Raw genomic sequence first — 25,557 nt, forward strand, 5'->3', positions numbered from 1 at the left:
ATCGCGTGCCGGCTCTTAGGCCGCCGGCAGGGGTGGCCTCAAGCGGCCTTCGTCGCTGGCCTGTGGGACGCCCCGGATGAGTTCGACCGCATCGGGCCGATTGGCGCATAGGCCGTCGAACGACGGAGCCGCGCGCGCGTTACAGCGTGGCGGTGGCGGGAGAGCCGCGTGATGAGAGGCAAGTCCGGCCCCATGAACATCGCTGCACGCCCCCCGGCCCGGCCCGGCTTGACCGCGGCTCCCGATCTGCCGCTCCGGCCGGCGGCCCGCGGACACGCGCCGTTCAAGATCGTGAGCTGGAACCTCCTGCGCCGGACCGGCGCCGCCGTCGACGACGTGGCGGCCCTGATCGCCCAGGAGAAGCCCGACCTGCTGCTGATGCAGGAGGCGACCCGCGCCATCGGCTTCCTTCTGGACCGGATCGGCGGCCACTATGCCTGGGCACCCCTTCCGGGGCGGATCCACGGGCTCGCCATGTGGAGCCCCGAACCCTGGCCGGCGCCGCCGCGGGTGATCACGCTGCCCTCGGGCGCCCTGGTGCACCGGGTCTGCCAGATCCTCGACCTCGGCGAGTTCGGCGTGGCCAATGTCCATCTGTCGCATGGGCAGATGCTGAACCGCCGCCAGCTCCGCCGCATCGTCACCGAGTTGCCGCCGCGCGCCGCCGTGCTCGGCGACTACAACATCGTCGGTCCGGCGCTGATCCCGGGCTTCCGCGACGTCGGTCCCCGCCGGCCGACCCACGCGATGGTGGACGTTCTGCCGCTGCGGCTCGACCGGTGCCTCGCCCGCGGCCTCATCTGTCACGCGCACGACGTGCTGCCCCGCGGACCGTCCGATCACCGGCCGATCGTCGTCCATCTCGGGCCGGCGCCGGAGGCGCACGCGCCCGGCCGCTTCAAAGGTATGGCAGCAGCAGTCGCACGCCTGCGTCGCGCAGACGGATCGGCAGGACGCGGGCGGCGAGGTCCTCCCGGCTGAGACGCGCCTCCATCTTGGCGCGCATGAACCGGTCGAGCTCGGCGGCCAGCTCCGCGTCGATGATCTCGACGTTCAGCTCGAAGTTGAGCCGGAAGCTGCGCATGTCCCAGTTGGCGCTGCCGACGAAGCACCAGATGTCGTCGACCACCATCGCCTTCGAGTGATCGAACGGCGGCTCGTCGAGCCAGACCCGCACACCGGCCCGGAGCAGCGGGTCGAGATGGGCCCGGGTCGCCCAGTCGATGAACGGGTGATCGCTGACCCGCGGGATGATGATGTCGACGGTGATCCCGCGGGTCGCGGCCTGCGCCAGGGCGCCGGTCACCAGCTCGTCGGGCAGGAAGTACGGCGTCACGAACCGGACCGTCTTGCGGGCGCAGGCCAGCGCCTGGAGGATGACCTGCTCGATCTTCTCCACGTCGGCATCCGGGCCCGACGTGACCGCGCGGGCGACGCTTGAGCCGGCCGGCTCCAGATCGGCGAACCAGGGCTCGGCATCGAGGTTCTCGCCGGCCACGAAGGCCCAGTCGGCCGCGAAGGCCACGGCGAGCTGCTCGGCGACGGGGCCGGTCAGCCGGAAATGGGTGTCGCGGATCGGGTGCTCGGGCTTCAGGGCGACGCGGTTCGGGTGCGAGATGTTGAGGCCGCCTGTGAAGGCGACGCGCCCGTCGACGATCAGCAGCTTCTTGTGCGAGCGCAGGTTGAGGAACGGCATCCGCCAGGGCAGGGCAGAGTGCATGAACAGGGCCGCCGGAACCCCGGCGGCGGTCAGGCGGTGGTAGGCGGGCGCCCGGAAATAGCCGCCCCCGATGCCGTCGATGATGACCCGGACGCTCACGCCCCGCGCCTTGGCCTCCACCAGCGCGTCGCAGAACTCGCCCCCCGTCGCATCGTCCCGGAAGATGTAGCTCGACAGGGCGATGCTCGCCCGCGCTTCCCGGATGGCGGCCAGCATGACGGGATAGGCCGCGTCGCCGTTGCGGAACATCTGGACGGCGTTGCCCGCGAAGGCCGGGAGGCCGGTGATCCGCCGGATCGCGCGGTCCAGAGGCCAGAGCGTCTCTGGCACGACCGCGTCGTCGGTATCGGGCAGGTTCGTCGCGTCGGAGGGCTTGGTCCGGAGCCGCCGGGCGCGGCGCGAGACGCGGTTGATGCCGAAGGTCAGGTACAGGGCGGTGCCGAAGATCGGCGACAGCCAAGCGAGCCCGATCCATCCGACCGCCACGCTCACCCGCCGCTTGCGCAGCAGGGCGTGCAGGGTCACGCCGATCGCGAGCGCGAAGCCGATGAGCGCCTCCACGTCCGACCGCAGCAGGGCGGTCGACTGGACCCATCGAGTGAGCGCGTTGTCCAAGGTATCGGCATCCGGTTCGCGTGAAGTGGCGCCGGATATACCCGAAGGATGCGCGGCGGCGCGGATTAATCGGCCGGCTTGGCCGGGGAGGCAATGGGTGACGCGACGGGCCCGACCACCGGCCGCTCGCAGCGATAGGGCCCGCTCCCGTCGAGGGCCGCGTACAGCACGCGGCCGCCGGATTCGATGCAGCGCGCCTTCGCCTCCGCGTAGGGCCGGTGGAAGCTCCAGATGGTGATCATCGGCCCCATCGTGGCGAAGCAGATGCCGCCGAACACCAGGGCCGCCGCCCAGGTGGCGCCGTTCCGATCGGGGCGCTGCGGCCGAGGGGGCGGCATCGCGCCGTAGAAAGCGAGCGTCAGACCGAACAGGTCGATGGTGCTCATCAGCCGTTCCGCATTGGGGCGCCGAACCCGGCAGGATCGGGCGTATCCTCAATCCTAGGGCAGGACGGCGCCATAACCTACGCGAACCAGCCTGCGTCGTATCGCGTCAGGCCGCGGGGACCTATGGCTCCCAGCGCGGCGGCCGCTTGCCCAGGAAGGCGTCGATGCCCTCGTGGGCGTCGGCCATCATCATGTTCCGGGTCATGATTTCGGCGGCGTAGCCGTAGGCCTCCTCCAGGCCCATCTCGATCTGGCGGCCGAACGCCTCCTTGCCGATCGCCAGGACGCGCCGCGCCTTGCCGGCGATCCGGGTCGCGAGGGCGCCGACCGCCGCGTCGAGATCCGCCTGCGGCACGACGCGGTTGACGAGGCCGATCCGCAGGGCCTCGGCGGCGTCGATCGGCTCGCCGACCAGAAGCATCTCCAGGGCGGCCTTGCGCGACACGGCCCGCGACAGGGCCACCATCGGGGTCGAGCAGAACAGCCCGATCTGCACGCCGGGCGTCGCGAAGCGGGCCTCCTCGGCACAGACGGCGAGGTCGCAGGTCGCCACGAGCTGGCAGCCGGCGGCGGTGGCGATGCCGTGGACCCGGGCGATCACCGGCTGCGGCAGGCGCGTGAGGCTCAGCATCAGCCGGGCGCAGCTGCGGAACACCGCCTCGGTCGCCTCCCGCGAGGGATCGGCGCGCATCTCCTTGAGATCGTGGCCGGCGCAGAAGGCGGGGCCGGCCCCCTGGAGGACCACGACGCGAATCCCGGGATCCGCACGGATCGCGTCGAGCTGCTCCTGGAGCGCGCCCATCAGGGCCATCGACAGAGCGTTGCGGGCCTGGGGCCGGTTCAGGGTCAGCGTCGCGATCCCGTCGGCGTCCTCGCGCAGCAGGATCGGTTCGTCCGAGCCAGCCGAGGCGGGCGGGACCGTGGACAGGGCTGCGGTCATGAGGGCGTCTCCCGATGCCGGCCGCCCTGGCGTGTGCGGCCGATCCTGTGGCCGGAGGATTAGCACGCGGGCCGAGCCCCAGCGATGCCGCCGTGCCGGACGGACTGCCTCAAGGAAGGTGAAACCGCTCGTCTGGCAAGCTCACCCGGCCGATCCACGCGGACGATCGCACGTGGCGGCTGCGATCGGGGATCCGAGCCATGATGGTGCTGCCGTTCGTCGGTTTCGCGGGAAGCCTGGTCGCCGTGCTCGGCGGCCGGCGCGGCGTCGCAATGGGCCTGTGGCTGGTGTCGCTGGTCGGCACGCTCGTGCTGTTCGGCGCCCATGCCACCTCGACCCTGCAGCTCGATTTCTGAGGGGATCGCGCGATGACCGCCCGTCAGGCCCGGACCCTCAACGCCCTCGCGCTGCTCGGCTGCTGCGCCGTGCTCATCGAAGCCTTCTGGTATCAGGTCGCCCTCGGAGAATTGCCCTGTCCGCTCTGCCTGCTGCAGCGGGCCGCGTTCGCGGCGGCGGGCGTCGGCTTCGCGCTCAACCTGCGCTTCGGTCCGCGGCCGTCGCATTACGGGATCGCGATCCTCAGCGCCGTCGCGGGTGCCGTCGTGGCGGGGCGGCAGGTCGCCCTGCACGTCGTCCCCGGCACCGGCGGCTTCGGCTCGACGCTGCTCGGGCTGCATTTCTACACGCTCGCGCTCATCGCCTTCGTCGCCCTGATCGTCGGCGTGGGCGTGCTGCTCCTGGGCGACCGGGTCCTCCGGGCAGAGCTCCGGGAGGACAACGGCAGGGCCGGCCGATTCGGCGCGGCGTGCCTGCTGCTGTTCCTCGGCGTCGTCCTCGCCAATGCCGTGTCGACGGCCGCGGAATGCGGCACCGGCCTCTGCCCGGATGACCCCACGCGTTACGAGGCGCTGGACGACTGGCTGGGGCGCGCCGGCCCGCGCTGACGGCGCGGGACGGAGGTCGCCTCGCGCCTACGCCAGCTCGGCCAGCGCCAGATCGAGGCTCGCGAAATCGGCGCCCGGCCCGTTCCACCAGACCGGCGGATAGGCGGACAGCCGGCCCATCAGGCCGGCATAGGCCTGCGCGAGCGCCGTATCGACGATCACCAGGGCGGCGCTCGACAGCGACAGGCTGTCGGTCAGCGTATCGCCGAGACGGGTCCCGTCCAGGCAAACGACCCGCAGGCCGATGCGGGTGAGACCGAGGCGCATGGCCTCCGCCTGCCCGAGATCCTGCACCAGAAGCGCGACGGTGTCGCCGGCGCGGAGGCCCTCGCCGATGGCCCAGCGCGCGACCCGGTGCGGGCAGACCAGGGCTGCGGCCCCGGCGCCGCGCCGGTCGGCGGCTCCGGGCCCGGCCGTGCCGGTCCGGAAGACGCGGGCCGGGTCCTGGGGCGCCGGGACCGGAAGTGATGCGGCAGAGGAGTTGACGCCGTACATGCGATGCAGACCGCCTGGATCTGGATAGATCGTGACGTCTGGCGTGACGCGGGCAGGTTAACACTCTCTCTCACCGCGCGGCCCAGCCGGAACACGGGTGCATTTTCGGCCGCTCCACGGCCCTGGACTGCACCTATGGCCAACAGGTCATGAAAATCGGGCCGTCGTTTGCAGGCAAATTCGGTCGCATTGGCGAATGGCCGGCATGGTCCTATGTCCCGCCCGCCCGAGGCGACCCGCCAGAGTTCGCCCGTCTTCGAGGAAACGGCTCCGCATGCGCCACATCGCCCTTCCCGCTGCCCTGATGCTCGCCGCCGTCCCGGCTCAGGCGCAGATCCGCAACGCGCCGGGCCCGCGCGCCCTGGAATTCGCCGCCTACATCTTCGCCGCCTCGAATGTCTGCGGCTACCGGATCGGCAGCGACCAGTTCGAGGCGCTGCTGGCGAAGCAGAACGTGCAGATCGCCGATGTCCAGCCGCGGGGTCCGTTCGGCAACCGCGTGCAGACCATGTTCACGCTGATGTCGAACCAGATGGTGCAGAACCGCGATCAGGCCTGCATTGCGGTGGCCGGCGAGTACGGCCCCGAGGGCACCATCGCCAAGAACGTGCTGCTGCCGGCCGGCCAGGATTCGAGCGCTCCGGCGACCAAGCCGGCGGAGACCGCCAAGCCCCAATGAGCGCCGGCGGCGCTCAGCCGAGGCGCCAGTCGATCGGAGAGCCGCCGTGCTCGGAAAGCCAGCGGTTGGCCCGCCCGAACGGGTCCGAGCCGGGGAAATCCCGCGCGCGATTGAGCGGTGAGGGATGCCCGCTCTCGAAAACGCCGTGGCGGCGCGGATCAATCAGCGCCGCCCGGGCGCGGGCCTGGGCGCCCCAGAGCAGAAAGACCGAGGGCTCGGGACGCGCCGAGATTGCGGCGACCGCCTCGTCGGTCAGCGCCGCCCAGCCGTAACGGAGATGCGCCCCGGCCTTGCCGGCCTCGACGGTGAGCGCACTGTTGAGGAGCAGGACGCCCTGCCGCGCCCAGGGCGTCAGGTCGCCGCCCGCGGAACGGTCCGAGCCGGCCTCCGCCAGGATCACCTTCAGCGAGGCGGGCAGGCGGCCCGAGCCCACGAACGAGAAGGCCAGGCCGTTGGCGTCGCCGGGGGTCGGGTAGGGGTCCTGTCCGAGAATCACCGCGCGCACCGCCGGCAGCGGCGTCTCGGTCAGGGCGCGGAAGATCCGGTCCGGCGCCGGGAGCACGCGGGCGCCCGCGGCGATACGGGCATCGACGCGCGCCGCCACGGCGTCAGCCCGCCCCCCGGCGAAGAACGGCAGCGCCAGCCAGGGCGAGCCGGAGGCGCGGAAGGCGGCGAGGGCGTCGGCGACGGGCGTGTCGGTCATGGGGTCTCGCGGTGGACGGCGCGGTCGGGATCGGCGGCGGCCGCCCTCCGCCACCGGGGTGGCGGTTGCGGCTGGCGGCGACAAAGGGTTAGGGACAGAGGTCGAGCGCGCGGCGCCTCACGGTGCGGCATGTCGCGTCCGGTCTTCGCCGGGCGGCATCGCACCCTACATGGAGCGCACCCGACAGGGGCAAGCCTCCGGTCCAGGCCCAAGCGCACGCGCCGGCCCCCGGATATCCGAAGCCAGAGGAAGGACACGGCGCGCGGCGCCGGAACGATGCCATGAACGAACGCGTCGAACCCGCCGCGCTGGCGAATGGCCGGCCCCTGACGACCCTCAAGCCCGCGGCGGACGGCCTGCCGGCCGACCACCCGAAGGTGGCCTGGGGCCGTGTCGGCGTCCTGCTGATGAACCTCGGCACGCCGGAGGGCACGACCTACTGGCCCATGCGCCGGTACCTCAAGGAATTCCTGTCGGACCGGCGGGTGATCGAGGTGCCGCGGCTGATCTGGTGGCCGCTGCTCAACCTCGTCATCCTGACCAAGCGTCCCAAGCCGAAGGGGCGCGACTATGCCAGCGTCTGGAACAACGTCCTGAACGAGGGCCCGCTCAAGACCATCACCCGCGGCCAGAGCGAGCGCCTGCAGGCCGCCATGGGCGATTCCGTCGTGGTCGATTGGGCGATGCGCTACGGCAAGCCCGAGGTCGCCGGTCGGATCCAGGCCCTGCTCGATCAGGGCTGCGACCGCATTCTGCTGGTGCCGCTCTATCCGCAATACGCCGCCGCCACCTCGGCGACCGCCTGCGATCAGGCGTTCCGCGCCCTGATGGACATGCGCTGGCAGCCGACGGTGCGGGTGTCGCCGCCCTACCACGACGATCCGGTCTACATCGCCGCCATGGCCGATTCGATCCGCGAGGGCACTGGCCAAGCTCGATTTCGAGCCGGAGGTGATCCTCACCTCGTTCCACGGGGTGCCGCGGAGCTACCTGCTCAAGGGCGATCCCTACCACTGCCAGTGCCACAAGACCGGCCGGCTGATCCGGGAGAAGCTCGGCCTGACGCCGGACAAGATGCGGGTGACCTTCCAGTCGCGCTTCGGCAACGAGGAATGGCTGAAGCCCTACACCGACGAGACGGTGATGGAGCTGGCGAAATCCGGCGTGAAGCGCATGGCGATCGTCGCCCCGGGCTTCACGGCGGATTGCCTGGAGACGCTGGAGGAGCTCGATGGCGAGAACCGCCACTATTTCGAGGAGAATGGCGGCGAGAAGTTCGCCTACATCCCGTGCCTGAACGACAGCGACCTCGGCATGAAGGTCATCGAGCACGTGGTGCGCCGCGAGCTTCAGGGCTGGGTTTGACGATCGGCCGGCAACGCCGCTTGCGGGCCGGCCAAGCCCCCTATTATTTTCCTAAGCCGGACGGGTCCGTCGATCCGGCGCGGGAGGATCACATGGCGTTCTTCATCGGCATCGCGTGCCCGTGGCTGCTGATCGCGGTGCTCGACAGGATTGCCGAAGGGCGCCGCGGCGACGAGCTCGCCGCGCTCGGGGTGACGCCGCAGGCCGCGCCGGAACGGTCGAGCTATCTGGTCCCCGATCGGCCGTACTGACAAGGTCGACCGAGTCTCCGGACCCGCGATGTAGGCCGAGAAGAGCGGCACAAAGCTGCGCTTCTTAATGGTCGGATGCGCTGGGCTTCGGTTATCTTGGACGAATCCGCCCATCAGGAGGACGCGATGATTCGTGCCGAGCTCGGGGATCAGCTTGAGGCCTTCGTGATGCGGCTGGTCGAGACCGGCCGATACACTTCGGAGAGCGAGGTTCTACGGGAAGGTGTTCGCTTGATCCGCGACCGGGAAGCGAGCCTTGCCGCTTTGGATCGATCGATCACGATCGCCCTCGATCAGGCTCAGGCCGGGCAGACCAAGTCGGCCGAAGAGGTCTTCGACCGGCTGGAGAGCAAGTATCGTTCGCTTGGCGCCGGGACAGAATGATCGTCCGTTTCACGGACGCGGCGGAACACGATCTGGAAGCGCTCGGCGACTACATCGCGCAGGACAATCCGAAGCGCGCACTTAGTTTCGTGCGGGAACTGCGCGAGGCCTGCTTGGCGCTGGCTAATTTCCCCGAACGCTTTCCGCTTGTTCCCCGCTACGAGGACCGCGGCGTTCGACGGCGTGTGCAGGGCGACTACCTGATCTTCTATAGGGTTGAGACCAATTACGTCGTCATCCTGCACATCCTGCGTGGCACAGTGGATCATGCCACACGCCTTTTCCCATCCTGACCGGACTGTCCGGCTCGACCGTCAATCGCGCTCGGATCAGGGCTTCTTCGACTCCGGCGCGGATTCGGCCGGGGCCGGCGGCGCGTCGGTGCGCTCGATCTTCGCCTCCGCGCGCAGCTTCAGGATCATGTCCTGCTGAGCCTTGCGGATCAGGTGCTGATCGATCTGCTCCTTGAGCTCGTCGAAGGTCGGCTGCGGCTTGGTCCGCTTCTCCTCGACCTTGATCACGTGCCAGCCGAACTGCGTCTTGATCGGGTCGGAGACCTGGCCGGCCTTCATCGCGAACGCCGCATTGGCGAAGTCCGGGACCATCCGCTCCTTGGTGAACCAGCCGAGATCGCCGCCCTCGGTCTTCGAGCCCGGATCCTTCGACGCCTCGGCCGCGACCTTGGCGAAATCCTCGCCGCCCTTGATCCGCGCCGCGATCTTCTTCGCCTCGGCCTCGTTGTCCACGAGGATGTGGCGGGCATGCACCTCCTCCTCGGGCTTCATCAGCTTGACGGTCTGGTCGTAGATCGCGTGCTCCGCCTCGGGCGTGACCGCGCGCTTGGCCTCCTGCTCCAGGTAGTCGTCGAGCAGGAGCTTGTCGCGGAAATAGGCGAGCTTGCGCTTGAACTCCGGCGTGTCGCCGATCTTGGCGGCCTCGGCCGCCTGCGCGCCGACCCGCAGGTCGACCATGTAGTCGGCGAGCAGGTTCTTCTTCTGCGCCTCGTCGACGCCCGGCAGCGACAGGGCCGGGTCCTCGGCCGCGATGGCGAGGTCGCCCTGCGTGATCGGCTTGCCGTTGACGGTCGCCGCGACCGAGTCCGGCCCGGGCGCGGCGGCGGGCGTGTTCGCCGCGGGCGTCGAGGCCGGTGCCGGGACCTTCTGCGGCGTCTGCGCCAGCGCGAATCCCGGCATCGCGAGCATGACGGCGAGCGCGCTGGCGCGCCGGAGGAGGGCGGTGTTCGGCATGCGGGCGAAGTCTCCGACTGACGTCTCGTGCCGCCCCGATCGGGCCGGGCGACAGGCCGCGGCACAGGTGGCCCGCGTCGCGCGAGAAGGCAAGCGCTGCCGTTCCGCGCATCCCGGAACCGTGACCGTACTGACCCGCGTTGAGGGCTGCCCCTTTCAGGTGCACCGGGCGATGTTTACCTCTATAAGCCCGGCCAACTCCGTCCAGGCCGGCCCGCCACGCTCACCCGTGGGCGGGCTCGCGCGTCCGCAGGTCAACGATGCTCGGCTCGATCGCCAAGAAGATTTTCGGCTCCTCCAACGACCGGCGCGTCAAGGGCTACCGCCCCCGCGTGGCGCAGATCAACGCGCTGGAACCGGAGATCCAGGCCCTGTCGGACGAGGCGCTGCGCGCCCGCACCGACATGCTGAAAGCCGAGCTCGCCGCCGGCAAGAGCCTCGATGACATCCTGGTGCCGGCCTTCGCCACGGTGCGCGAGGCGGCCAAGCGCGTCTTCGGCCAGCGCCACTTCGACGTGCAGCTGATCGGCGGCATGGTGCTGCACGAGGGCGGCATCGCCGAGATGAAGACCGGCGAGGGCAAGACCCTGGTGGCGACGCTGCCGGTCTACCTGAACGCGCTGGAGGGCAAGGGCGTCCACGTCGTCACCGTCAACGACTACCTCGCCTCCCGCGACGCCGAGTGGATGGGCCAAGTCTACCGGTTCCTCGGCCTGTCCGTCGGCACGATCGTCCACGGGCTCGGCGACGCGCAGCGCAAGGACGCCTACGCCTGCGACATCACCTACGGCACCAACAACGAGTACGGGTTCGACTACCTGCGCGACAACATGAAGTACGAGATGTCCCAGCTGGCGCAGCGGGGGCATAATTTCGCGATCGTCGACGAGGTCGATTCGATCCTGATCGGCGAGGCGCGCACGCCGCTGATCATCTCCGGCCCGGTGGACGATCGCTCGGAACTCTACGTGGCGGTCGACGCGCTGATGCCGCGCCTGCGCAAGGAGTTCTACGACCTCGACGAGAAGCAGCGCACGGTCTCGCTGACCGAAGAGGGCAACGAGTTCATCGAGGAGGCGATGCGCGAGGCCGGCCTCCTGAAGGAGGGCGACCTCTACGACGCCCACAACGTCACCCTGGTCCACCACGTCAACCAGGCCCTGCGCGCCCACACGCTGTTCACCCGCGACAAGGACTACATCGTCAAGAACGACGAGGTGGTGATCATCGATGAGTTCACCGGCCGCATGATGCAGGGCCGGCGCTACTCGGAGGGCCTGCACCAGGCGCTGGAGGCGAAGGAGCGGGTCACGATCCAGCCCGAGAACCAGACGCTCGCGTCGATCACCTTCCAGAACTACTTCCGCCTCTACAAGAAGCTCGCCGGCATGACCGGCACGGCCTCCACCGAGGCCGACGAGTTCGCCGAGATCTACAAGCTCGACGTGGTCGACATCCCGACCAACAAGGAGGTCGAGCGCGTCGACGAGGACGACGAGGTCTACCGGACCGTCGGGGAGAAGTACGAGGGCATCATCGCCGAGATCGACAAGGCGCATGCCCGCCACCAGCCGATCCTGGTCGGCACCGGCTCGATCGAGAAGTCGGAGCACCTCGCCGAGATGCTCAAGAAGGCCGGCTACAGCCTGCTCGACTATTCCGACCCGAACGCGCTGACCGACGTCTACGCCGCCGCCCGCGAGGGCCGGGTGACCAAGCGCTTCGCCGTGCTGAACGCCCGCTTCCACGAGCAGGAGGCCTACATCGTGGCCGAGGCGGGTGTCCCCGGCGCGATCACCATCGCCACCAACATGGCCGGCCGCGGCACCGACATCAAACTCGGCGGCAACCTCGAGATGCGGATCGAGAAGGAGCTCGGCCACCTCGCGGAGGGCCCGGAGCGCGACGCCGCCATCGCGGCGATCAAGGCGGAGATCACCGAGAACCGCGCCAAGGTGCTGGCCTCGGGCGAGCCGGCCGATCCGGAGGCGGGCCGGAAGAAGGCGCTGCCCGGCGGCCTCTACATCATCGGCACCGAGCGCCACGAATCGCGCCGCATCGACAACCAGCTCCGCGGCCGCTCCGGTCGCCAGGGCGATCCCGGCCGCTCGAAGTTCTACCTGTCGCTTCAGGACGACCTGATGCGGATCTTCGGCTCCGACCGGATGGACGGGATGCTGCAGAAGCTCGGCCTGGAGCAGGGCGAGGCGATCATCCACCCCTGGATCAACAAGGCCATCGAGAAGGCTCAGCAGAAGGTCGAGGCGCGCAACTTCGACATGCGCAAGAACGTGCTCAAGTACGACAACGTCATGAACGACCAGCGCAAGGTCGTCTTCGAGCAGCGCCGCGACTTCATGGGCCAGGACAGCGTCCGCGAGACCGTGGACGAGATGCGCGAGGGCGTGATCGGCGATCTCGTCGCCCGCCACATCCCGGAGAACGCCTACGCCGAGCAGTGGGACGTGGCCGGCCTGCGCGAGCAGGTGAGGGACATCCTCAACCTCGACGTGCCGGTCGAGGACTGGGCCAAGGAGGAGGGCATCGCCGACGAGGAGATGCGCGAGCGCCTGCTCAAGGCCGCCGAGTCCGCCTATGCCGAGCGGACCGAGAAGAACGGCGCCGAGGTCACGGCCTATATCGAGAAGCAGGTCCTGCTCCAGACCCTGGACCACCTGTGGCGCGAGCACCTCGTGACCCTGGATCACCTGCGGCAGGTGATCGGCTGGCGCGGCTTCGCCCAGCGCGACCCGCTGAACGAGTACAAGTCCGAGGCGTTCGACCTGTTCAACGGCCTCGTGACCGCCCTGCGCGAGCAGGTCACCGCGCAGCTCTCGCGGGTCGAGATCATGATGCAGGAGCCGCAGGCGGAATACCCGGCCGGCGGCCCGGCGCTGCCGCCGATGTTCGCCCAGCATCTCGATCCGGTCACCGGCGAGAATGAGATGGACTATGCCGGTCAGGGCTCGGGCAGCGACGGCGGCGGCGGTCCGGCCTACGGCTTCGCCGCACAGGGCCGGCCGCGGACGGGGCAGTGCTGGAGCGCGATCCCACCGACGCCGCCACCTGGGGCCGCGTCGGCCGAAACGAGCCGTGCCCCTGCGGCTCGGGCAAGAAGTACAAGCACTGCCACGGCAGCCTCCAGGCCTGAGGCCGGCATGCCCGCACGGGCGGTCTTCATCGCCGGGGCCGGGACGGAGATCGGCAAGACCTACGTCACCGCGGCCCTGACCCGGCGCCTTCGGGCGCTGGGCCGGCCGGTCCGGACCCTGAAGCCGCTCGCGAGCGGAGTCCCGCCGCTCGGCGACCCCGGCTTCGCCGAGAGCGACACCGCCCGACTGCTCGACGCCCAGGATCTCGCCCTCGACGAGGCGGCCGTCGAGGCGTGCTCACCCTGGCGGTTCTCGGCGCCGCTCTCGCCCGATCAGGCGGCGGCGCTGGAGGGGCGGTCCCTCGACCTCGCCGACCTCGTCGGCTGGTGCCGCGCGCAGATCGCCGGCACACGCGAGGGCACGCTCCTGATCGAGGGCGTCGGCGGCCTCATGAGCCCGGTGACCGAGACAGCCACAGGTCTCGATTGGCTGCGGGCGCTCGGCGTTCCGGCCGTTCTGGTTTCCGGCAGCTATCTCGGGGCGATCAGTCACGCGCTCACCGCCTGCGAAACCCTGCGCCTGCATGCGGTTCCCCTTCTCGCCGTGGCGGTCAGCGAGAGCGAAGGGGCGCCGGCACCGGCCAGCACGGTAGCGGGCGCAATCGCCCGCCATGCCGGCGCGCCGGTCTTCTGCCTGAGGCGCGATGAGCCCTGTCCCGACAGCCTCGCCGACCTGATCTGAAGCGCCAAGGATCGTGACCGCCGCGGCGCTGGACGGCTTGGCCGCAGCCGCTACTTCTTCGACGGAGGCGCCGCACCCCGGACCCGAGGGGCGCCCTGCCGGAGTCCTGCGTTGAGTCAGTCCCTTGCCCCCGCGGCGCATTCCGGGTCCCAGGCTGCTTCGGACGGCGACGCGCCGACGCGCGGCCGGTTGCGGCCGGCCCTCATCCTGGGCGCGCTTGGGGTGGTCTACGGCGACATCGGCACGAGCCCGCTCTACGCGTTCAAGGAGGCGGTGAAGGCGGCGACGGCCGGCGGCGCGTCGGTGCCGGCGGCGGCCACGGGTGCGGTGTCGCTGATCCTGTGGTCGCTGATCCTGATCGTGTCGCTGAAATACGCGGTGCTGATCCTGCGCGCCGACAACCGCGGCGAGGGCGGCATCGTCGCCATGCTGGCGTTGCTGGGCGCGCGGCAGGCGCGGCCGGGGACGTGGAAGGCGCTGCTTCTGGTGGTCGGGCTCGTGGGCGCGGCTTTGCTCTACGGCGACGGGGCGATCACGCCGGCGATCTCGGTGCTGTCGGCGATCGAGGGCCTGAAGGTCGACGCGCCGGCACTCGGGCCGTTCGTGGTGCCGATCACGCTGGTGATCCTGGTCGGGCTGTTCCTGGTCCAGCACAAGGGCGTGGCCGCCATCGGCCGGGTGTTCGGGCCCGTCATGCTGGTCTGGTTCGTCGTGCTGGCGCTGCTCGGAACCGTCGGCATCGTCCGCCATCCCGAGGTGCTCGCGGCCGCCAACCCGTTTCACGCGCTCGACTTCATGCTCCACGCCGGCGTGCACGTCAGCTTCGCCATGCTCGGCGCGGCCTTCCTGGCGGTGACCGGCGGCGAGGCGATGTATGCCGATCTCGGGCATTTCGGCGCGATGCCGATCCGCCTCTCCTGGTTCGCGCTGGTCCTGCCCGCGCTGATGCTCAACTATCTCGGCCAGGGCGCGCTGCTGATCGGCACCCCCGACGCAATCGAGAACCCGTTCTTCCGGCTGTGCCCGGATTGGGGCCACCTGCCGCTCATCGCACTGGCCACGATGGCGACGATCATCGCGTCTCAGGCGATCATCTCGGGCGTGTTCTCGCTGACCCAGCAATCGGTCCAGCTCGGCTTCCTCCCGGCGATGCGCATCGTGCAGACGGCCCGGGAGGAGCGCGGACAGATCTACGTCCCGATGGTGAACTGGCTCCTGGCGGTCGCGACCCTCGTGGCGGTGGTGATGTTCGGCTCGTCCGACGCGCTGGCCGGCGCCTACGGGATCGCGGTCTCGATGCTCATGGCGATCACCACGCTGCTGGCCGCGCTGATCGCCCTGCGCTGGGGCTACAGCCCGCTTCTGGTGGTCGCGGTGAACGGCTTCTTCCTGGCGATCGACGCGGTGTTCTTCGCCGCCAACAGCGTGAAGATCATGGAGGGCGGCTGGTTTCCCCTCATCCTCGCGGGCGTCGTCGCCCTGATGATGCTGACGTGGAAGAAGGGCAATGAGCTCGCCGAGGAGGCGCGGGTCGCCCTGAGGCTGCCGGAGGATGTGTTCCTCGCCGGACTTCAGCACCGCGATCTGCTGCGCCTGCCGGGCACCGCAGCCTTCCTCTCGGCGGCGGAGCACGGCATTCCGCTGCACCTCTCGCGGTTCGTGGAGCGCAACCACGCCCTGATGGAGCGCATCCTGATCATCACCGCGCTCTACGAAGAGACACCCACCGTCCCGAAGAATCGGCGCGCCCACGTGACGATCCTGGCGCCGGACTTCTACCGGGTGATCCTGCGCTACGGCTTCATGGAGGAGGCTTCGATCCCGGAAGGGCTCGCCTGTGCGGTGGAGTCCCGGCACCTGCCGCCGCACGTCCTCGGCGACATGACCATCTTCGTCGGCCACGAGACGATCATCCCGCGCAAGGACAAGCGCGGCATGGCGCCCTGGCGGGAGAACCTGTTCGCCTTCATGCAGCGCAACGCCGAGCGCACCGGCGCCTTCTTCGGCGTGCCGACCCGGCAGGTCGTGGAAGTCGGGACCGAGATCGAGATCTAGGCGTTGGTGCGGCCGCCCGACGCGCGCGCAAGTCTCCGCCGCTTCCGTCGTGTGACGTTGCCAAGTCCAAGCGGGACAACGGGCGGCAACCCGCCCTGAAAGGTTCGCGGTAGCGGTCGCCTGCACAGGGGATGACACGGATCGGCGCGGCGCTGCAGGCGGTACGTGGCGCCGATCCTTGCCTGCCGATGCACGGAAACTTGAGCGGGCAATGCGGGACGGCGCGGAACCGTGGCCGCCGGGTCTCGTTGCGCCCCGACGCAGGCGACGCGCCCATGCGGCGTGCGCCGGATCGGAGGGACGAGGATGAACAGAGATCATTTCGAAGGCGGCCTTCGCCATCTGCGGGGCCGGGCCAAGACCGCGGCGGGGGCGGTTCGCGGTCGGGCCGGCGACCAGTTCGACGGTGCCTACGATCAGGCGACCGGAGCGGCGCAATACGCCTACGGGGAAGCGCGCGACGCGGTGCGCGACCTGCGCCACGGCGGCGAGCACCTCGTCGAGGAGGGGCGCACCCGGTTCCGTCAGGTCAGCGAGCGGAGCCACGCCCTCGCCGACGAGGCCATCGAGCGCGGACAACAGTACCGCGACCAAGCCGTCCGCCACGGCCGGACCCTCGCGCGGCGCGCGGACCAGAACCGCGGCACGACTCTGGCGCTCGTGGCCGCCATGGCGTTCGGCCTCGGCTGGCTGGCGCGGCCGACCCGCTGAGCCGCCCTGCGCGGTGACGCCGAAGGCGGGGCAGCCGGTCTTGCGGCTGCCTCGCCGGGCGGAACGCATAAAGACATCTTTATGTCTTGATTGCTTCGTATCCCGCGAAGTGGTAGGGGCTTCGCCCGAACCGCAACGCGAACACGGAGCCATCGACTCATGGCCAAGGATTACATCGTCAAGGACATCGGGCTGGCCGATTACGGCCGCAAGGAGATCTCGATCGCCGAGACGGAGATGCCGGGCCTGATGGCGGTCCGCGAGGAGTACGGCGCCGCGCAGCCCCTGAAGGGCGCGAAGATCGCCGGCTCGCTCCACATGACGATCCAGACCGCCGTGCTGATCGAGACCCTGAAGGCGCTCGGCGCCGACATCCGCTGGGTCTCCTGCAACATCTACTCGACCCAGGATCACGCCGCCGCCGCCATCGCGGCCGCCGGCATCCCGGTCTTCGCCGTGAAGGGCGAGACCCTGGAGGAGTACTGGGATTACACCTCGCGCCTGTTCGACTGGCATGACGGCGGCATGCCGAACATGATCCTCGGCGACGGCGGCGACGCCACCATGTTCGTCCATCTCGGCTTGCGCGCCGAGAACGGCGACACCGCCTTCCTCGACAAGCCGGAGAGCGAGGAGGAGGAGATCTTCTTCGCGCTGCTCAAGAAGAAGCTCGCCGAGAAGCCGAAGGGCTGGTTCGCCGGCCTCGCCGACAGCATCAAGGGCATCTCCGAGGAGACCACCACGGGCGTCCACCGCCTCTACGTGCTGGCCAAGGAGGGCAAGCTGCTCTTCCCGGCGATCAACGTGAACGACTCGGTCACCAAGTCGAAGTTCGACAACCTCTACGGCTGCAAGGAATCGCTGGTCGACGGCATCCGCCGCGGCACCGACGTGATGATGGCCGGCAAGGTCGCCATGGTCGCGGGCTTCGGCGACGTCGGCAAGGGCTCGGCCGCGTCGCTGCGCAACGCCGGCTGCCGCGTGCTCGTGTCGGAGATCGACCCGATCTGCGCGCTCCAGGCCGCCATGGAGGGCTACGAGGTCGTGACCATGGAGGATGCCGCTCCGCGCGCCGACATCTTCGTCACCGCCACGGGCAACAAGGACATCATCACCATCGACCACATGCGGGCGATGAAGGACCGGGCGATCGTCTGCAACATCGGCCACTTCGACAACGAGATTCAGGTCGCCGGCCTGAAGAATCTCAAGTGGTCGAACATCAAGCCGCAGGTGGACGAGATCACCTTCGCGGACGGCCACCGCATCATCCTCCTGTCGGAGGGCCGTCTGGTGAACCTCGGCAATGCGACCGGCCACCCGTCCTTCGTGATGTCGGCCTCGTTCACCAACCAGACGCTGGCCCAGATCGAGCTCTGGACCAACCCGGGCAAGTACCAGAAGCAGGTCTACACCCTGCCCAAGACCCTCGATGAGAAGGTCGCGGCCCTGCACCTGGAGAAGATCGGCGTGAAGCTGTCGAAGCTCCGCCCCGATCAGGCCGCCTATATCGGCGTGTCCGAGTCCGGCCCGTTCAAGCCCGAGCACTACCGTTACTGAGGACGCTGCGGCCCGGGTTCGGCGCAATCCTGCGTCGAACCACCGGCTGCATGTCTGAATCTCGACAGACGGTCTCGGCCGTCGGAATCGACAACACTTCGAGGCCCGGCGCGCTGCGTCGGGCCTCGTCGTTTGTCAACCTCTGTATGCGAGATCGAACTGTGTCTTCTGTGTGTCGTTAACGGCTGATTATGCGCATCTTGCCAGAAGGCACGCTTCGTTCCCCTTCCGGGGTGATTCCACCCCACTGTAGAGTACCGGCGAATCTTTGATCGATGGGACCGCGGCGGTCCGGAGGGATTGCCGCGGGGACGGTGCGTTCTGCGCCGCGCGATGACGCGCGCCGCTCGGACCGCCATCGATGGGCTGGGGGCAGGGCAAGCCATGGGTGTCGGTCGTGCGACACACGTTCGGATCTGCGTGGGCGCGCTTGTCCTGACCACGGCGAGCGCGGCGCTCGCTGAACTGCCCGAGGCGACCGCGGCGCATCCGGCGCGCGAGATCCACAGCGTGGCCGCACTCGCGGTCTTCGGTGGGCTCGTCGTCTTCGCGGTGATCCTCTCGCTTCTCCACCTCTATGAGCGCAGCCGCTGGACGCGGCGCGAGCGCGAGCTGGCCGCAGCCCTCGACGTCCTGCGCGGCGCCCACGACCGGGCCGAGATGCTGCTCAACGCCGAGCGGCAGATCATCGTCACCTGGGACCGGCGCAGCGAGCCGGTCGTGGAGGGCGACATCAGCCTGGCGATCCACGGCGAGCGGCCGACCTCGGGCTACGCGCGCCGGGTCCTGGCCTTCGGCACGTGGCTCATCGCCGCCGACGCGGACGCAGTCGAGGCCGCCGTGGAGACCCTGCGGGCCCGGGGCACGAGCTTCGCGCTGAGCCTCCGGACGCAGACCGGCCGGAACATCGAGGCGCACGGGCAGGCGGTGGCCGGCCGGGCGCTGCTGCGCCTGCGCGAGACCAGCCAGGAGCGCTGCGAGATCGCCGACCTGCGCGCGACCCTGGACGAGACCCGCCGCGGGCTGTCGGCCCTGTCGGGGCTCCTCGACGCGATCCCGCAACCGGTCTGGCGGCGCAATCGCGAGGGCAGCCTGAGCTGGGTCAACGCCGCCTACGTGGCCGCCGTAGAGGCGGAGAGCCGCGAGGCGGCCCTCGATGCCGGCACTGAGTTGCTGGACCGGCCGGCCCGGGAGACGATCGCCCGCGAGGAGGCCGCCCGCTCCGCCGGCCTGACCCGAAGCGTGCCGCGTCTCTCGGCCATCGTCGCCGGAAGCCGCCGCGTCCTCGACGTCTTCGAGACGAGCCTCGATACCGGCCGGGTCGGCATCGCCATCGACGTCTCGGAACTGGAGAGCGTCCGCGTCGACCTCCAGCGGCAGATGAATGCCAATGTCCGGACCCTCGATCAGCTGCCGACCGCGGTGGCGATGTTCGACGTGTCGCAGCGGCTGATCTTCCACAACGCCGCCTACCGGCAGCTCTGGGACCTCGATCAGGCCTTCCTCGACAGCCGCCCCTCCGACGGCGAGATTCTCGATCACCTGCGGGCGGAGCGGAAGCTCGAGGAGCACGCGGATTTCCGCGGTTGGAAGCAGGGGGTGCTCGCCGCCTACCGGGCCGCGGAGGCGAACCAGACTTGGTGGTACCTGCCCGACGGCCGGACGCTGCGCGTGGTCGCCGATCCGAATCCGCAGGGTGGGCTGACCTACCTGTTCGGCGACGTCTCCGATCACCTGAACGCCGAGTCCCGCTACAACGCCCTGCGCCGCCTCCAGGCCGAGACGCTCGACACCCTCGCCGAGCCCGTCGCGGTGTTCGGGGCCGACGGCCGCCTGACCCTCGCCAACCGCGCCTTTTGCACCGTGTGGCGGCTCGACCCCGCCATCGTGGAGGAGCGCCCGCATGTCGACACCGTCATCCAGGCGTGCCGGTCGCTGGCGCCGGCCGAGGAGCCCTGGCTCGACATCCGCGACACCGTCGTCGGGCTGGAATCGCGGACCGCGCGATCCTGCCGCCTGGAGGTCGTGGACGGCACGGTCCTCGACTGCGCCGCACAGCCGCTGCCCGAGGGCGCGACCCTCCTGACGCTGATCGACGTGACCGCGAGCGTGAACGTCGAGCGGGCGCTCACCGAGAAGAACGACGCCCTGGAGAAGGCCGCGCAGCTGCGCGACACCTTCGTGCACCACGTCTCCTACGAGCTGCGCTCCCCGCTCACCAACATCATCGGATTCACCCAGCTCCTCGGCGACGAGACGGTCGGCGCGCTGAACGAGCGGCAGCGGGAATATGCCGACCACATCATGCGCTCCTCGGCGGCGCTGCTGGTCATCATCAACGACATCCTCGATCTCGCCTCGATCGACGCCGGCTCGCTGGAGCTGCAGCGGGAGGAGGTCGACGTCCAGGCTACGGTCGAGGCCGCGGTCCGCGGCATCGAGGACCGGCTCGCCGAGTCGCACATCACCCTCGCCCTCGACGTGCCGGAGGATATCGGCAGCGTCCACGCGGACGGGAAGCGGGTCCGCCAGATCCTGTTCAATCTGCTGTCGAACGCCGTGGGCTTCTCGGATGCCGGCCAACGCGTGGAGGTCCATGCCCGCAAGGACGCCCAGGATCTGGTCCTGAGCGTGCGCGATTACGGGCGCGGCATGCCGGCCGAGATCGCCGATTCCGTCTTCAACCGATTCGAGAGCCACACCCTGGGCACGCGCCATCGCGGCGTCGGCCTCGGCCTCTCGATCGTGCGGTCCTTCGTCGAGCTGCATGGCGGGCGGGTCCACCTGGAGACGGCACCCGGAAGCGGGACGCACGTAACCTGCACCTTCCCGATCAGCCTCTCGGGACGCACCGCGCGCGAACCGCGCCCGGAGCCCCGGCCGCCGGTGCCACCCCCGGTGACCACACCGCGCAAGCCCGGGATGGCGCTGCACTGAGCGTGCCGATCCCGATCGGCCCGGCCGGATGCGCGCGGCGCGGCAGCCCGAAATTCGAGAGCGGCCCGGGACGTCCATACCGTCAGGCTTGATTCTTGTGCCGGTCCCGCGCAGCAGGGGACATGTCCGCACATGATCGCTCCGGCTGGGCCGTCTTCGGCATCGGCGACTTCCGCCTGTTCGGCGCCGCCCGCTTCCTCACGGGCCTCGCCTATCAGATGCAGGCGGTGGCGATCGGCTGGTTCGTCTACGACCTGACCCACTCCGCCCTGGCGCTCGGCTTCGTCGGCCTGGCGGGCTTCCTGCCGGCGGTGCTCTGCGCGCTGATCACCGGCCACGTGGCGGACGCCTACGACCGGCGCCTCGTTGGAGCCGCAGCCTTCGCGCTCCAGAGTGGGGCGAGCCTCGGCCTCCTCGCCTACGCCCTGGCCGGGTATCAGTCGGTCTGGCCGATCTACGCCCTGGTGATCCTCGTCGGCACCGCCCGGGCCTTCGCGAACCCGGCCCTCCAGGCGCTGCTGCCGACCCTGGTCCCGGGACCGCAATTCAGCTCGGCGATCGCGTGGAATGCCTCCTTGTGGCAGAGCGCGTCCGTGATGGGACCGGCTCTAGGCGGCTTCCTCTACGCCCTCGGGCCCGCCGTGGTGTTCGGCGGGGCAGGGGGCAGCTTCGCCCTGGCAAGCCTGCTGACGCTGCTGATCCGCTTTCGGCCGGCTGCGATGAGCGAGCGGCCGCCGATCACCTGGGCGGCGCTCTCGGCCGGCATCGACTACATCCGCTCGCAGCCGGTGGTGCTCGGCGCGATCAGCCTCGACCTGTTCACCGTCCTCCTCGGTGGCGCCACGGCGCTCCTGCCGATCTATGCCGGAGAGGTGCTGCATGTCGGCCCCCTCGGCCTCGGCGCGCTGCGGAGCATGCCGGCCTTCGGGGCGGTCGCCATGGCCGTGCTGCTGGCGAACTACCCGCTGCGCCGCCACGCGGGGGTGCGGATGCTCCGGGCCGCGGCGGTGTTCGGCGCGGCGATCGTGGTGTTCGGCCTCTCGACCTCGCTGCCGCTGTCGATGGTCTGCCTGTTCGTCACAGGCGCGGCCGACATGATCTCGGTCTACGTGCGCCAGACTTTCGTGCAGGGCGAGACGCCGGACGCGATGCGCGGCCGGGTCTCGGCAGTGAACACGGTCTTCATCGGGGCTTCGAACGAACTCGGCGAGTTCGAGTCCGGACTTTTGGCCGCGGCCGTCGGGGCAGTTCCTGCTGTGGTGATCGGAGGCGCCGCGACGATCGGCGTGGCGCTGCTCTGGGGGCGGCTGTTCCCGGCCCTGAAGGCGCGCGACCGCCTGATGGTGCAGGGGTGACGGAACCGGTCGCGCGGCCGGGAAGATCCGACGCCGTCCTTGCGAGCGCGGCGAAGCTATTTAGGCGGCGCCGCAGGTTCCGACCGCGCGCCGCCTAAGATCACATCGCCTCTGCGCGTGACGACCGTCTGAAGCGCCCGCCGCTCAGCGGCCGGCCAGGAGGGGCGACCAAGTCGGGTCGGAAGCGTAGGCGGGCGTCGGCACCGGCTGCTCCACCTTCCCGGTGATGTCGACCATGAACAGCTTGCCGCCGCCCTGGCCGCCGGGATCGCGGAAGAACAGCACGTACTGGCCGTTCGGCGCGAAGGTCGGACCCTCGTTGTGGAAGCCTTCGGTGAGGACGCGCTCGCCGGAGCCGTCGGGCTTCGACACGCAGATGGCGAAGCCGCCGTTGCGCTGGCGCGTGTAGGCGATCAGGTCGCCGCGCGGCGACCAGGCCGGCTGCGAAGCCGAGCCGGCGCCGAAGGTGATCCGGTGCGGGTTCGAGCCGTCCGCGCCCATGACGTAGACCTGCTGCGAGCCGCCGCGATCGGACTCGAAGGCGATCTGCGCACCATCCGGCGAGTAGGTCGGCGAGGTATCGATCGCCATACCGCTGGTGATGGAGTGCTGGGCCTTCGAGGCGATGTCCATCGTCACGATGTCGGCGTTGCCGCCCTGCTGCACGCTCATGACGATCTTGCGCCCGTCCGGCGAGAAGCGCGGGCTCGCGCTCATCGAATCGACATTGCCCAGCGCCTGCCGTGAGCCGGTCTCCAAGTTGATCACCTGGACCCGCGGCTGGTGGCCGGTGGCCTGGGCCATGAAGGCGATGTCCTGCGTGGCCGGCGAGTAGCGCGGCGCCACGATCGACATCTCGCCGCTGGTGATGGCCCGGACGTTGGCGCCGTCCTGATCCATGACCATCAGGCGCTTGCGGCGGTTCTCCTTCGGGCCGGTCTCGTCGACGAAGGCGATGCGGCTGTCGAACCACGGGCCGAGACCGGTGATCTTGGTGTAGACCGCGTCGGAGATCAGGTGGCCGGCGCGCCGGGCGTTGGCGGAGTCGGTGCCGTATTGCTGGCCGGTCATCTGCTGGCCGGAGGTGACGTCCCAGAGCCGGAACTCGACCTTGACCCGGCCGCCGTCGCGGACGACGCGGCCGGTGACGAGCCCCTGGATGCCAGTGGCGCGCCACTTCTCGAAATTGGGCGCCGCGTCGAAGTTCGGCTGCTCCGGGAAGCGGGCATGGTCGAGAGGCGTGAAGTAGCCGGAGCGGCGGAGGTCGTTGGTGACCACGCCGGAGACGAGCCCGCCGAGGCTCGGATCGCCGCCGAAATCCGCGATGGCGATCGGCATCGGCTGGAAGTTGCCGCCGCCGATGCGCAGTTGCAGCTGCGCCTGCGCCGGCCCCGCCAGGAAGCCCGTCAGCATCACGAGGAGCGCGATCAGGCGCGCAGCATAGGACGTCGGGCGGCGCCCGACGGAGGGAGTGTTCAGCATGGTGGGTCGGATCCGAGTGACGATCAGACGGGGACGCGGGGACGGCGGGACATCGGCTGGAAGACCTCAGGTCGCCGTGAACTCGAACTCCGCGTTGATGGCCTTCCAGTCATTGTAGTACGGCGCATAGGTGGCCGGAATGTTGTACGGCGCACAGCGGCGAACCGCCCGGAGCGCGGCCTGCGCGATCGACTGGTCCACCGCGCTCGCCCCGCCGCGCATGATCCGCGGCTCGGTGCTGAGCGAGCCGTTCGGGTTCAGGCGGATGTCGAGCACCGGCAGGACCACGCCTTGAGCCGCGCCGGGGGGCGCCGAGTAGCAGCGCTCGATCTGCTGCTGGAGCAGGCCGACCAGGGCGTCGCGCAGTGACGGCGACAGGCGCTGGGCATTGCCGGTCGCCGCGCCCAAGGCCGCCACCTTCTGCACCGCCTGCCCGGTGGCGCCAGTCGATTGCGACGGCGCCTTCGAGGCGAGCATCGAGCGGATGTCGCCCGCGTTGAACTTGTTGGCGAGCTCGGCCTGCTTGCGCGCCTTGGCCTCCGCGTCGGCCTTGGCCTTCGCGTCCGCCATCGCCTTGGCCTTCGCCTTCGCGGCGGCTTCGGCCTTCGCAGCCGCTTCGGCCTTGGCGGCCTCCGCCTTGGCCTTCGCGGCGGCTTCCGCCTTCTCGCGCTCGGCTTCGGCCTTCGCCTCTGCGATCTCCTTCTGGCGCTCGGCTTCCGCCTCGGCCTTCGCCTTGGCGTCGGCCGCCTTCTTGGCAGCTTCCTTGGCCGCCTCGGCCTTGGCGGCGGCCTCGGCCTTCGCCTTGGCGGCCGCAGCCTTCTGAGCGGCCAGTTCGGCTTCGGCTTCCTGCTTCTCGATCAGCTTCTCCAGCTGCTCGCGCTTCTCAGCCTCGGCCTTGGCGACAGCCTCGGCCTTCGCTTTCGCCTCCGCCTTGGCGGCCGCAGCCTTTTCGGCGGCCGCCTTCTCGGCCGCAGCCTTGGCGGCTTTCTCGGCAGCCTTTTCCGCAGCCTTCTCGGCGTCGCGCTTCTCCTGAGCCGCCTTGGCGGCCTGCGCCACCTCCTGCGGATCCGGCTCGGCGCGCAGCGGCATCTCCTCCGCGTTGGCGAGCTTCATCTCGGCCGTGCGGGTCGGCGCGGTCGGCGCGTCGGTCTTGGAATTCTCGGGCTCGCGGTCCTCGAATTTCTCCGCCTTGCGGTCGGCGCGCGAGGTGGCGTTCGGCATCGGCTTGTCGGCCTGCCGCTCGCCCTTGGTAATCTCGGAGAACTGGTTCTCGGTGATCACCTCGACGGGCACGCCCTCCTGGGCCTCCGGCAGGGCCGGGGCGGCGACGCTGAACAGCGCCAGCGCCAGGAGCGCGACATGGGTGCCGGCGGAGATCCAGACACCCGGTTCCTTGCGATCGAAGCGGAACTCCACGGCGTTGGGCCCTACTGATGCTCAGGCTCGGTCACGAGAGCGACCTTCTTGAAGCCGCCGCCGGTCACGATCGCCATCACCTGCGCCACGCGGCCGTAATCGACCCGCTTGTCGCCGCGCACGAACACGCGCTCCTCGGTCCCGGTCTTGGCGGTCTCCATGAGCTTCGGCACGATCGTGTCGTCGGTGAGCTCGTCCTCGCCGAGGAAGACCTGCCCGGTCTGGCGGATCGACAGGGTGATCGGCTTCACGTCGGAATTGAGCGGCGACGCCTTCGATTGCGGCAGGTCGAGGGGCACGCCGACGGTCATCATCGGCGCCGCGACCATGAAAATGATCAGGAGCACCAGCACGACGTCGATGAACGGCGTCATGTTGATCTCGTTGATCGGGCCGCCGCGGCGGCCCCGCCGCCGGCGCTTTCCGCCCTGAGACGCACCCGCTGCCATGCCCATGGATCGGTCTCCTCTGGATCAGCC

22 protein-coding genes and 1 pseudogene are annotated in these 25,557 nt (G+C 69.9%); 14 read left to right on the forward strand and 9 right to left on the reverse strand.

Annotation, left to right across the window (positions count from 1 at the left end; all coding sequences use genetic code 11):
- The first annotated feature begins 192 nt into the window (after positions 1-192).
- Positions 193-981, forward strand: coding sequence for an endonuclease/exonuclease/phosphatase family protein (locus M6G65_RS02840; protein ID WP_238196592.1), 789 nt, complete (start codon positions 193-195; stop codon positions 979-981).
- Here the strand turns inward: M6G65_RS02840 and M6G65_RS02845 are convergent.
- The 3 genes from M6G65_RS02845 to M6G65_RS02855 all read right to left on the reverse strand — a co-directional run bounded on the left by M6G65_RS02845 (position 899) and on the right by M6G65_RS02855 (position 3,661).
- Positions 899-2,335: a phospholipase D-like domain-containing protein gene (locus M6G65_RS02845; RefSeq protein ID WP_250103543.1), complete on the reverse strand. Its 1,437-nt coding sequence runs from the start codon at positions 2,333-2,335 to the stop codon at positions 899-901. The two genes, M6G65_RS02840 and M6G65_RS02845, sit on opposite strands and share 83 nt — an antisense overlap.
- A 65-nt stretch (positions 2,336-2,400) precedes the next feature.
- Positions 2,401-2,721 (reverse strand): hypothetical protein, encoded by a 321-nt coding sequence (locus M6G65_RS02850; protein ID WP_238196473.1) that lies wholly within the window; start codon positions 2,719-2,721, stop codon positions 2,401-2,403.
- 121 nt (positions 2,722-2,842) lie between these two features.
- Complete coding sequence (locus M6G65_RS02855; RefSeq protein ID WP_238196472.1) at positions 2,843-3,661, reverse strand: enoyl-CoA hydratase; 819 nt, start codon at positions 3,659-3,661, stop codon at positions 2,843-2,845.
- 200 nt (positions 3,662-3,861) lie between these two features.
- Between M6G65_RS02855 and M6G65_RS02860 the strand changes: the two genes are divergently transcribed.
- Both M6G65_RS02860 and M6G65_RS02865 read left to right on the forward strand, forming a co-directional pair.
- Positions 3,862-4,017 (forward strand): DUF5993 family protein, encoded by a 156-nt coding sequence (locus tag M6G65_RS02860; protein WP_238196471.1) that lies wholly within the window; start codon positions 3,862-3,864, stop codon positions 4,015-4,017.
- 12 nt (positions 4,018-4,029) lie between these two features.
- Positions 4,030-4,605 (forward strand): disulfide bond formation protein B, encoded by a 576-nt coding sequence (locus M6G65_RS02865; RefSeq protein ID WP_238196470.1) that lies wholly within the window; start codon positions 4,030-4,032, stop codon positions 4,603-4,605.
- A gap of 27 nt (positions 4,606-4,632) precedes the next feature.
- Here M6G65_RS02865 and M6G65_RS02870 read toward each other — a convergent pair whose 3' ends face one another.
- Positions 4,633-5,100, reverse strand: coding sequence for an AMP-dependent synthetase (locus tag M6G65_RS02870; RefSeq protein WP_238196469.1), 468 nt, complete (start codon positions 5,098-5,100; stop codon positions 4,633-4,635).
- A gap of 274 nt (positions 5,101-5,374) precedes the next feature.
- Here M6G65_RS02870 and M6G65_RS02875 point away from each other — a divergent pair, with 274 nt between their 5' ends.
- Positions 5,375-5,779: a hypothetical protein gene (locus M6G65_RS02875; protein ID WP_238196468.1), complete on the forward strand. Its 405-nt coding sequence runs from the start codon at positions 5,375-5,377 to the stop codon at positions 5,777-5,779.
- Positions 5,780-5,792: 13 nt separating this feature from the next.
- Here M6G65_RS02875 and M6G65_RS02880 read toward each other — a convergent pair whose 3' ends face one another.
- The gene (locus M6G65_RS02880; protein WP_238196467.1) at positions 5,793-6,482 is read right to left on the reverse strand and encodes a uracil-DNA glycosylase; all 690 of its coding nucleotides are present in this window, start codon (positions 6,480-6,482) and stop codon (positions 5,793-5,795) included.
- Between the two features lie 281 nt (positions 6,483-6,763).
- Here M6G65_RS02880 and hemH point away from each other — a divergent pair.
- The 4 genes and pseudogenes from hemH to M6G65_RS02900 all read left to right on the forward strand — a co-directional run bounded on the left by hemH (position 6,764) and on the right by M6G65_RS02900 (position 8,775).
- Positions 6,764-7,847, forward strand: a pseudogene (hemH, locus tag M6G65_RS02885) (ferrochelatase).
- A gap of 92 nt (positions 7,848-7,939) precedes the next feature.
- Positions 7,940-8,098, forward strand: coding sequence for a hypothetical protein (locus M6G65_RS02890; RefSeq protein WP_192708630.1), 159 nt, complete (start codon positions 7,940-7,942; stop codon positions 8,096-8,098).
- A 126-nt stretch (positions 8,099-8,224) separates the two neighbouring features.
- A complete protein-coding gene (locus M6G65_RS02895; protein WP_238196591.1) occupies positions 8,225-8,482 on the forward strand; it encodes a type II toxin-antitoxin system ParD family antitoxin in 258 nt (85 codons plus the stop codon).
- On the forward strand, positions 8,479-8,775 hold the full coding sequence (locus M6G65_RS02900) for a type II toxin-antitoxin system RelE/ParE family toxin (RefSeq protein ID WP_238196465.1): 297 nt from the start codon (positions 8,479-8,481) through the stop codon (positions 8,773-8,775). Before M6G65_RS02895 ends, M6G65_RS02900 begins: the two co-directional genes overlap by 4 nt.
- Before the next feature lie 36 nt (positions 8,776-8,811).
- Here M6G65_RS02900 and M6G65_RS02905 read toward each other — a convergent pair whose 3' ends face one another.
- Positions 8,812-9,729 carry a peptidylprolyl isomerase gene (locus tag M6G65_RS02905; protein ID WP_250103544.1) on the reverse strand — a complete coding sequence of 306 codons (918 nt, stop codon included), beginning with the start codon at positions 9,727-9,729 and terminating at the stop codon, positions 8,812-8,814.
- 260 nt (positions 9,730-9,989) lie between these two features.
- Between M6G65_RS02905 and secA the strand changes: the two genes are divergently transcribed.
- The 6 genes from secA to M6G65_RS02940 all read left to right on the forward strand — a co-directional run bounded on the left by secA (position 9,990) and on the right by M6G65_RS02940 (position 22,180).
- The gene (gene secA / locus M6G65_RS02910; protein ID WP_430929541.1) at positions 9,990-13,562 is read left to right on the forward strand and encodes a preprotein translocase subunit SecA; all 3,573 of its coding nucleotides are present in this window, start codon (positions 9,990-9,992) and stop codon (positions 13,560-13,562) included.
- Between the two features lie 111 nt (positions 13,563-13,673).
- Complete coding sequence (locus tag M6G65_RS02920; RefSeq protein ID WP_430929542.1) at positions 13,674-15,617, forward strand: potassium transporter Kup; 1,944 nt, start codon at positions 13,674-13,676, stop codon at positions 15,615-15,617.
- Positions 15,618-15,923: 306 nt separating this feature from the next.
- Positions 15,924-16,328 (forward strand): CsbD family protein, encoded by a 405-nt coding sequence (locus tag M6G65_RS02925; protein WP_238200074.1) that lies wholly within the window; start codon positions 15,924-15,926, stop codon positions 16,326-16,328.
- 159 nt (positions 16,329-16,487) lie between these two features.
- Positions 16,488-17,888 carry an adenosylhomocysteinase gene (gene ahcY, locus M6G65_RS02930; protein ID WP_250103545.1) on the forward strand — a complete coding sequence of 467 codons (1,401 nt, stop codon included), beginning with the start codon at positions 16,488-16,490 and terminating at the stop codon, positions 17,886-17,888.
- A gap of 384 nt (positions 17,889-18,272) precedes the next feature.
- Positions 18,273-20,825, forward strand: coding sequence for a sensor histidine kinase (locus tag M6G65_RS02935; RefSeq protein ID WP_250103546.1), 2,553 nt, complete (start codon positions 18,273-18,275; stop codon positions 20,823-20,825).
- Between the two features lie 122 nt (positions 20,826-20,947).
- Positions 20,948-22,180 (forward strand): MFS transporter, encoded by a 1,233-nt coding sequence (locus M6G65_RS02940; protein WP_238200071.1) that lies wholly within the window; start codon positions 20,948-20,950, stop codon positions 22,178-22,180.
- A 144-nt stretch (positions 22,181-22,324) separates the two neighbouring features.
- On the opposite strand, the gene tolB is transcribed toward M6G65_RS02940, so the two are convergent.
- The 3 genes from tolB to M6G65_RS02955 form a co-directional block, all read right to left on the reverse strand.
- Positions 22,325-23,662: a Tol-Pal system beta propeller repeat protein TolB gene (gene tolB, locus M6G65_RS02945; RefSeq protein WP_373323941.1), complete on the reverse strand. Its 1,338-nt coding sequence runs from the start codon at positions 23,660-23,662 to the stop codon at positions 22,325-22,327.
- 66 nt (positions 23,663-23,728) lie between these two features.
- Complete coding sequence (gene tolA, locus M6G65_RS02950) at positions 23,729-25,078, reverse strand: cell envelope integrity protein TolA (protein ID WP_238200070.1); 1,350 nt, start codon at positions 25,076-25,078, stop codon at positions 23,729-23,731.
- An 11-nt stretch (positions 25,079-25,089) separates the two neighbouring features.
- The gene (locus tag M6G65_RS02955) at positions 25,090-25,533 is read right to left on the reverse strand and encodes an ExbD/TolR family protein (protein WP_238200069.1); all 444 of its coding nucleotides are present in this window, start codon (positions 25,531-25,533) and stop codon (positions 25,090-25,092) included.
- Positions 25,534-25,557: the final 24 nt, after the last annotated feature.

Source organism: Methylobacterium tardum, from assembly GCF_023546765.1.
Classification (GTDB): Bacteria; Pseudomonadota; Alphaproteobacteria; order Rhizobiales; family Beijerinckiaceae; genus Methylobacterium; species Methylobacterium tardum.

What these genes read in the sequence shown, in the direction of transcription:
- M6G65_RS02840 (WP_238196592.1), top strand. Translation starts at nt 193, where the DNA reads ATGAACATCGCTGCACGCCCCCCGGCCCGGCCCGGCTTGACCGCGGCT.
- M6G65_RS02850 (WP_238196473.1), bottom strand. Translation starts at nt 2,721, where the DNA reads ATGAGCACCATCGACCTGTTCGGTCTGACGCTCGCTTTCTACGGCGCG.
- M6G65_RS02855 (WP_238196472.1), bottom strand. Translation starts at nt 3,661, where the DNA reads ATGACCGCAGCCCTGTCCACGGTCCCGCCCGCCTCGGCTGGCTCGGAC.
- M6G65_RS02860 (WP_238196471.1), top strand. Translation starts at nt 3,862, where the DNA reads ATGATGGTGCTGCCGTTCGTCGGTTTCGCGGGAAGCCTGGTCGCCGTG.
- M6G65_RS02865 (WP_238196470.1), top strand. Translation starts at nt 4,030, where the DNA reads ATGACCGCCCGTCAGGCCCGGACCCTCAACGCCCTCGCGCTGCTCGGC.
- M6G65_RS02870 (WP_238196469.1), bottom strand. Translation starts at nt 5,100, where the DNA reads ATGTACGGCGTCAACTCCTCTGCCGCATCACTTCCGGTCCCGGCGCCC.
- M6G65_RS02875 (WP_238196468.1), top strand. Translation starts at nt 5,375, where the DNA reads ATGCGCCACATCGCCCTTCCCGCTGCCCTGATGCTCGCCGCCGTCCCG.
- M6G65_RS02880 (WP_238196467.1), bottom strand. Translation starts at nt 6,482, where the DNA reads ATGACCGACACGCCCGTCGCCGACGCCCTCGCCGCCTTCCGCGCCTCC.
- M6G65_RS02890 (WP_192708630.1), top strand. Translation starts at nt 7,940, where the DNA reads ATGGCGTTCTTCATCGGCATCGCGTGCCCGTGGCTGCTGATCGCGGTG.
- M6G65_RS02895 (WP_238196591.1), top strand. Translation starts at nt 8,225, where the DNA reads ATGATTCGTGCCGAGCTCGGGGATCAGCTTGAGGCCTTCGTGATGCGG.
- M6G65_RS02900 (WP_238196465.1), top strand. Translation starts at nt 8,479, where the DNA reads ATGATCGTCCGTTTCACGGACGCGGCGGAACACGATCTGGAAGCGCTC.
- M6G65_RS02905 (WP_250103544.1), bottom strand. Translation starts at nt 9,729, where the DNA reads ATGCCGAACACCGCCCTCCTCCGGCGCGCCAGCGCGCTCGCCGTCATG.
- secA (WP_430929541.1), top strand. Translation starts at nt 9,990, where the DNA reads ATGCTCGGCTCGATCGCCAAGAAGATTTTCGGCTCCTCCAACGACCGG.
- M6G65_RS02925 (WP_238200074.1), top strand. Translation starts at nt 15,924, where the DNA reads ATGAACAGAGATCATTTCGAAGGCGGCCTTCGCCATCTGCGGGGCCGG.
- ahcY (WP_250103545.1), top strand. Translation starts at nt 16,488, where the DNA reads ATGGCCAAGGATTACATCGTCAAGGACATCGGGCTGGCCGATTACGGC.
- M6G65_RS02935 (WP_250103546.1), top strand. Translation starts at nt 18,273, where the DNA reads ATGGGTGTCGGTCGTGCGACACACGTTCGGATCTGCGTGGGCGCGCTT.
- M6G65_RS02940 (WP_238200071.1), top strand. Translation starts at nt 20,948, where the DNA reads ATGTCCGCACATGATCGCTCCGGCTGGGCCGTCTTCGGCATCGGCGAC.
- tolB (WP_373323941.1), bottom strand. Translation starts at nt 23,662, where the DNA reads ATGCTGAACACTCCCTCCGTCGGGCGCCGCCCGACGTCCTATGCTGCG.
- M6G65_RS02955 (WP_238200069.1), bottom strand. Translation starts at nt 25,533, where the DNA reads ATGGGCATGGCAGCGGGTGCGTCTCAGGGCGGAAAGCGCCGGCGGCGG.